The organism is Calditrichota bacterium (assembly GCA_013152715.1).
In the GTDB taxonomy this organism is placed as follows: Bacteria; Zhuqueibacterota; Zhuqueibacteria; order Thermofontimicrobiales; family Thermofontimicrobiaceae; genus 4484-87.
Genome location: JAADFU010000062.1, coordinates 1 through 6,918, shown reverse-complemented (window position 1 = coordinate 6,918; position 6,918 = coordinate 1). Strand labels below are relative to the sequence as shown.

General features: G+C 43.0%; 7 protein-coding genes. All 7 read right to left on the bottom strand.

Translation table 11 applies throughout. From position 1 onward, the window contains the following. Positions 1 to 336, bottom strand: a 336-nt coding sequence (locus GXO74_05045) for a sugar ABC transporter permease (protein NOZ61025.1), incomplete at its 3' end; no start/stop codon positions are given. 115 nt (positions 337 to 451) lie between these two features. Next, entirely contained in the window at positions 452 to 1,771 is a 1,320-nt protein-coding gene (locus GXO74_05040; protein NOZ61024.1) for an extracellular solute-binding protein, read from the bottom strand. 70 nt (positions 1,772 to 1,841) lie between these two features. After that, positions 1,842 to 3,179 (bottom strand): ATP-binding protein, encoded by a 1,338-nt coding sequence (locus tag GXO74_05035; protein NOZ61023.1) that lies wholly within the window; start codon positions 3,177 to 3,179, stop codon positions 1,842 to 1,844. A 355-nt stretch (positions 3,180 to 3,534) separates the two neighbouring features. After that, positions 3,535 to 4,317 carry a 1-acyl-sn-glycerol-3-phosphate acyltransferase gene (locus GXO74_05030; protein ID NOZ61022.1) on the bottom strand — a complete coding sequence of 261 codons (783 nt, stop codon included), beginning with the start codon at positions 4,315 to 4,317 and terminating at the stop codon, positions 3,535 to 3,537. Between the two features lie 47 nt (positions 4,318 to 4,364). Continuing rightward, a complete protein-coding gene (locus GXO74_05025) occupies positions 4,365 to 5,627 on the bottom strand; it encodes a M48 family metallopeptidase (GenBank protein ID NOZ61021.1) in 1,263 nt (420 codons plus the stop codon). Positions 5,628 to 5,639: 12 nt separating this feature from the next. Beyond that, entirely contained in the window at positions 5,640 to 6,377 is a 738-nt protein-coding gene (locus GXO74_05020) for a ubiquinone/menaquinone biosynthesis methyltransferase (GenBank protein NOZ61020.1), read from the bottom strand. Between the two features lie 40 nt (positions 6,378 to 6,417). Then, the gene (rfaE2, locus tag GXO74_05015) at positions 6,418 to 6,906 is read right to left on the bottom strand and encodes a D-glycero-beta-D-manno-heptose 1-phosphate adenylyltransferase (GenBank protein NOZ61019.1); all 489 of its coding nucleotides are present in this window, start codon (positions 6,904 to 6,906) and stop codon (positions 6,418 to 6,420) included. Positions 6,907 to 6,918: the final 12 nt, after the last annotated feature.

Genomic DNA, 6,918 nt, shown 5'->3' with positions numbered 1-6,918 from the left:
CCAGGGTAGGAGAAAAATCCCTCGCAGCAACGTTGCTCCGCGTAATTTTTTGGTGATGAGCATTGCCAGCAAATATGCCAGCGGCAGAGAAATGGAAATATTGCCAATGACGTAAATTAACGTGAGCCGCAAATTAGTCAAAAAACGTTCTTCCGTGAGCAAAAGTTTGAAATTTCGCAAGCCCACGAAAGTTGTTGTGCCGGAGAGACTGGTTTTGTACAAACTCATTATCAGTCCCGTTACCATCGGCGAGATGAGAAAAATCGCCAGTAACAGCAACATGGGGCTGAGCATGGCGTAGGCTTGAGCTTGTTCCTGGTATTTGTTTTTGATCATATTTTTGCGTTTCACGTTAGTTGCGAATGTTTGAGAATGGTTAGCCACGGAGCCACAGAGCAATCAGAGAAAAATCCGGGGCGTCTGTTTCATTCACGTGCATCCGTGTCCCAATCTACTCCCCGGCATAGCGAATGTTGTAAGCTCGCTGGAATTTTTGTAAAGTTTTTCCCGGATTTGCATTTTTGACGAGAATTTCTTGCAGCGCGGCGGCGACAGTGTTTGCTAATTCTTCATAATGAGCCGTCTGCGGCATGGAGCGGCCCAATTTGATCGCCTGGAACCAGATTTGATAAAAATCGGATTGATACTCGGCCCCCTGCCAGACGGACAATGCGCCGGGAAGTCCGGCATCGGGAAAATCTTTTAATGTTTCTGGGGTTACGAATTCTTTCAATAGCTCGGAGCTGACTTTTGGATTTTTGGCCAGAGAATGAACGGAAATAGTCCAGGCGTTTGTGAATTGCGCCTGTGGGTTTGTTGGCGTCAGAAAAATACCGGCTTTGACCATTTCCGCTTCGGGAGTTGGCGGAAAACAATTTTTAATCCAACCCTTTTGTTCCAGCGGCTGAATCCAGTAGCTGCCCCAGCCCCAGGCAATGGCAAATTTCTCATTTAAAAATCCGCGCAAAACAACATCGTCGTAAGCGCCGCTCAAAACCCAGGGCGGCGTGACGCGATATTTGTAAATCAAATCGCGCAAAAATTTGACTGTCTTGACTCCCTCGGGCGACGCGAAAACCGCTCGTTTGGTTTTTTCGTTCCACAATTTTCCACCGAAATGCCAGAGGATGGGCGCGAAAGCAAGCTCAATGGTCGCGCGCGAAGGGCCGAAATAAATTCCCAATCCCCAGACGTCAATTTTGCCGTCACCATCGAGATCTCGAGTGAGTTTTTGTGTCGCGGAAATTAATTCATCCAGACTTCGCGGAGGCTTTTCCGGATCGAGGCCTGCTTGACGAAACATTTCTTTATTGTAAACGCAAAGCCGGGTGTGCGCGCCCATGGGGATTCCTAAAATTCTACCGTTGTAAACACAAGCACTCCAAACCGGACTCCAGGAAAATTCAGCGATTTGTTGTTTTGTCCAAGTCAAGAATGGCGACAGATCGAGCAGATCTCCGACTAACGCGTGCTTTGGTAAAATTTGCGGAGAAGTGAGCAAAACATCGTGCCTGATCCCGGCGCGAAAATCGGACATGGACTTGGAATCGATTTGATCCCATTTCGCCTGCTCCATTTCAACAGAAAAAGCGGGATGTTTTTGTTCGAAATTTTCGACTCGCGCATCGATCCAATCGACATTCAATTTCCCCTGCGGTCCTCCCAGCGGATCATAAATGTGCGTGAATTTGATTGTTGAAGAATCATCACGGGAGCAATTGAGCAGAAAAAATATTGATAACAGGAAAAAAAGTTTACTGAATTTCATCATATTTTTCAACCGTCAGTGTCGAATTCGGACGAGATCGATTGTGTTGGTAGATTGATATTGCCATTGATTTTTACAATAAAGCCTCTACATCTCTTTTGCTAAAATTCATTAATTGAGCGATGGCGTAAAGCGGTAGCGAATGAAGTCGTTCATCTATCGTATAATTCAGGGCTGAAAAGCGTACTCCAAAAGGAGAATTTTTGTGTTCATCAAGAAAGATGTTCAAACTTTTCAACCTTCCCGGTGCCCCGCTTTTTACTTCAATGGGAATTATCTGTTGATTTCTTTGAAGCAAATAATCGACTTCTGCATTACTGCCTCTCCGCTGCCGTTGCCAGAAATATAATTGCGTCTTTTGGTCGTGAGCAGCGTAAGCAAGCATTTCCTGTCCCACAAAGGCCTCGGTGATAATACCTTTGTTCACAAAAGAGGTTTCCGGGTCAAGCAGCCAGGACGTTGTATCCAGACCGAGGATTGCTTGTGCTAATGCCATATCAAGAAAAATGAGTTTGAAAATTTCAGGTTTTGCTTGAGTTCCCAGTGGAATTCCTTGCCCTGCACTATGGATGATTTTGTGTATAAGCCCGGCTTTAATCAATAGCTCCAGGGGAGGTTGTAATTCGCGTTTTCGATAATTGCCTGGAACATGGCTGAATTTGAAAATTTTTCCCTGTAGCGCAGGAATTGTGTCAAATAAAAGTTCTACATATTTTATTTGGTATTTTCTTGCATATTTATTGAAATCCTGACGGTAGGCATCGACAATAGCGCGGTGAACTGCTGTGCATTCCTGGAAATCGTTCGAAACAAACCAACGAGAGATGGCTTCAGGCATGCCGCCAATGGCCATGTATTCGCCCAGAAGTTTCAAAATTTTTTGATGAATTGGATGGCTAATTTGTATATGAGTATCGTGCTCAATAATTGTTTCAAGAAGTAATCCCTCTTCGCTGGCGGCGAGAAATTCGAGGAAAGACATGGGGTGTAGATAAAATGAGACAACTCGCCCAACTGGCATCCCAATTTTTTCCAATTCAAAATCTAACAGAGAACCTGCTGCAACGACATGTTGTTCCGGAATCATCTCGTAGTAATAACGGAGCGCCTGGATTGCTTTTGGCTCTTCTTGAATTTCATCGAAAAAAATTAGCGATTTTCCGGGAGTAATACGTTTGCCAAATAGTACAGATAAATCTCGAGAAATTCGTTTCGGGTCAAGGTTGGAGTGAAAAATCTCTTTTGCTTCCGGATAAAGTTCAAAATTGATTTCGATAAATTCAGGGAACTGTCTTCCCAATTCACGTACTAACCATGTCTTTCCGACTTGCCTGGCCCCGCGAAGCAAAATGGGCTTTCGAGAAGGATTGTCTTTCCAGTGCGCAAGTTTTTTGGAGAGTAAACGTTTCAAACTTTTTCCAACGAAAATTTATCTGATTTTTTTTGAAATCTGATGAGGAATCAGCCAATCTGGCCAATTCAAAACCGCAATCACAAAATTACGAACTCGAAACTAAAAATATGGTCGTGAATCAGGGTTAATATAGCGAAAATATGGTCAAAAATCAAGGTATTTTTATAAAAATATGGTTAAAAATCAGGGTAATTTGTCGATATTCATGGTCGAGAATCAGGGTTAATTCGACACATTTGATCGGAACAGTGTTTGCAACTTCAATAAATCAAATAAGTTAAAATAATTCCTTGTTTCTTGCCGGATTGTATTCATTTTGCACTTTTTTCGCCGCGGTATCAGTCAGAATTTTTTATTCTTTTTCCCATTCTTTCAACTTGGAAATGATGAAATCCTTTACTGCCTCATGCGCATCGCTGCCTTTTTCTTTGACCTGAATCGGCGGGCCGAAAGCAAATTTTACAGGTTTCGCCGGATCTATTTTCCCGAAATCTTTCAGCCATTTGCCGTTTCCCCAGGCGTCAGTTTTCACCGCCAGCGGGATGATCGGCGCGTTTGCTTTTTGGGCGAGTTTGACGCCGATGGTACTGAATTGGTCAGGATCGAAATTGACGGTGCGTGTGGTCTGCGGAAAAACAATGATGGAAATTCCCTTTTTGATTTTTTCAAGCCCGCCTTCCAGTACAGCCTTCAAATCCTGTCTCGGATTAGTTCTTGTGACAGCTATGGGATCGCGGGATCGCATGATGTGTTTGAAAACCGGATAATCGAGCAAACTTTGCTTGACAATAAAGGTGATGTTTTTGATGGGCTGAACGATGCTCGCCATGACGATGGTTTCCATCATACTCATGTGATTCCCGATGATGACGCACGGCGAATTTAATTTTTGGAGATGATCAATGCCTGTAATTTCAAAAGTAGCGCCTCTTTTTTCCAGGGCGCGCAGCACTTGATAGCTGGCGTCCATCCACGCTTCGTTGTCATATTTTCCTTTTTTCGCCAGACTGCTCGATCTAAAAACTACCGCGAGAAAGCTGCTGTAAAAAGTGAGAGAAGGAAAAAGTTTGGAGAAGAGAGAAATTTTTTCAAGTTTTGTCAGGTAAACAGAATTTTTGAACTCCAGACGTTTCATGGCAATTTGTCCCTTGTGATTATTAATTTTAAAATTCCAAAATTCAATTAAATTTTTTCCGGTTTCATGGATTTAAGCATTTTGATTCGCTCCACAATCGGCGGATGCGAATAATAAAATTTGGCGTAAAACGGATGCGGGTGCAGATTTGACAAATTATCTTTTGACAGTTTAATCAGCGCACTGATTTGCCCGTCAGATTTCCCGGTGAGAGAAACTGCCATTTGATCGGCTTCGCGCTCATGTTTGCGGGAAAAATAGCTGCCAATGGGCGTGAACGGAAATGAGACCAGCCCGCCAATGAAGCCCAAAATGACTAATTTGGCAAAAAACGAGTCATCTTCCAGGGCAAAAATTTTCGTCAGCCAGTCGGTTTGCAAAATACGAAATGAAATGTAAATGCCGATGAAACCAATGAACTCCGAGACGACGATCATTTTGAGCAGATGCTTCTTTTTCCAATGACCTGCCTCGTGCGCCAGCACGCTAAGGATTTCATCTTCTTCCATTTTTTTCAGCAGAGTATCGTAAAGAATGATGCGTTTGGTTTTGCCGATGCCGGTGAAATAGGCGTTGGTGTGTTTGCTGCGTTTGGAAGCATCCATTTGAAAAACACGACTAACGCGGATGCCCACTTTTGCCAGCAGTTCAGTGATTTTTTCTTCCAGCGATTTGTACTCTTCGGAAATTGGCGTGAATTTATTGAACAGCGGCTCAATGACGTACGGCGAGATGTACATGAGAAAAAGACTGAACACAAGAAAAAACACCCACACGAACAGCCACCAGTAATGGGGACTTGCCTGAATGATCCAGAAGCCGACGCCGCCCATAATCGCCAGCAAAATAGCGGAAATGATGATTGATTTGATGAAGTCTGTGATCCAGACTTTGGGTGTTGTCGTGTTAAAACCGTATTTGTTTTCAATTTTGAATGTGGAGTACAAATCGAACGGAATGTCCAGCATTGTGGAGATGAGCGACAACAAGAAAAAGAAAACAATCCCGGCGACGATGAACGGCAGACCGAGGGAAGAAACCCAATGCGTGTAAATGCCGAGCAGACCCCCGAACAGAAAAACGATGAGTACGATATTGTCGAAAATGGATTCGAAGTAGCCAAACCGACTGTGCTCAAAGGTGTAGTCGCTGGTTTTTTTGAGCAATTCACCGTCGATGTGACCAATGAATGGCTCGGGAATTTCATGGCCGTGCTTTTTTAGATAATTTAAATTAATAAATTTCAACGAATAGCTGAACAAAATGATCGCAATGTAGGCAATCAAAAAAATAATCATCCAGGTCGTCATAGCTTTTCCCTCTCACTTTTCTCCAAGATGAGCTGCAATAAATCCGAACATCATGCTTTTGTAACGCACATTTTTCCAGCCGACCGACGTAATTTCATCGACTAATTCATCGGATGAATAAAAATTTTCAATTGACAGCGGAAGATAAGTGTACGCATCCGGGAAAGAAGCGAGCAATTTCCCCAGCGCCGGAACAATTTTTTTATGATGGATAGCAAAAATTCGTTTCTGAAACGGCTTTGTCGGGCGCATCATTTCCACAGATACAACTTTCCCGCCGGGTTTTGTCACGCGATAGAATTCTTGAAAAAATCCGCGTACAGCGGTGACATTTCTTAAGGAAAATCCTGTAATCACGCCGTCAAAGGAATTGTCAGGAAAAGGGAGCCGCAGCCCATTGCCGTACACCCAGTCCACCTGATATTTGCCGTTTTGGGAGGCAAATTTTTGTTTCGCAATTTTAAGCAAAGACATGCAAAAATCTATTCCGATGATTCTTGCCTCTGGTAACTGTTTCAATGCTGATAAAGTAAAATCTCCGGTTCCCGCAGCAACGTCAAGCAAAAAACTGTTTTTGGGGAAATTCCCTAATTTAATCGCTCTTTTCCGCCAGCTCATGTCCATGCCGAAAGACATGTAGCGGTTCATCTGGTCATAATTTTTGTCAATTTTAGAAAATAAATCAATAACATATTTTTCTTTTTCTTCTGAATTTTTAAATCGTTCATACAAAGGAGTTAATTCTTTCATCAAATTTTTTCCTCAAAAACGGCAAATTTAAATGAAATGGTCATTTCAGATGTTTGATTTTTTCGATCAAAATAGAAGTGGAAATTCCTGGCACTTCCGGCAAGATTACAATTTGCCCGCCATAGTTCTCCACGACTCTCCGCTCGGTCTGATCGATGGTGTCAATGGCGTAATCGCCGCCTTTGACATAAACATTTGGCTGAAGTTGTTCGATTATTTTTACCGGACTTTTTTCGTCAAAAATTATGACGAAATCAACACATCCCAGTGCAGCGAGCACTTGCGACCGATGACGTTCATTGCAAATAGGTCTTCCCGTCCCTTTGAGGGCGTGCACCGACCTGTCGCTGTTCATGCCGACGACTAAAATATCGCCGAAGTTTTTTGCCTGCTGCAAATATTCCACATGTCCGGCGTGCATGATGTCAAAACAACCATTAGTCCAGACCCCTTTTTTCCTTGATCGTGACCAATTTTTTTTGAGAATGAGCAATTCGTCCGGAGAAACGAGTTTGGAAATTTCTTTCAAAATTTACTTTTC

Bases quoted from the DNA above. Each gene is read 5' to 3' on its own strand.
- GXO74_05040 (NOZ61024.1), bottom strand. From the start codon at position 1,771: ATGATGAAATTCAGTAAACTTTTTTTCCTGTTATCAATATTTTTTCTG.
- GXO74_05030 (NOZ61022.1), bottom strand. From the start codon at position 4,317: ATGAAACGTCTGGAGTTCAAAAATTCTGTTTACCTGACAAAACTTGAA.
- GXO74_05025 (NOZ61021.1), bottom strand. From the start codon at position 5,627: ATGACGACCTGGATGATTATTTTTTTGATTGCCTACATTGCGATCATT.
- GXO74_05020 (NOZ61020.1), bottom strand. From the start codon at position 6,377: ATGAAAGAATTAACTCCTTTGTATGAACGATTTAAAAATTCAGAAGAA.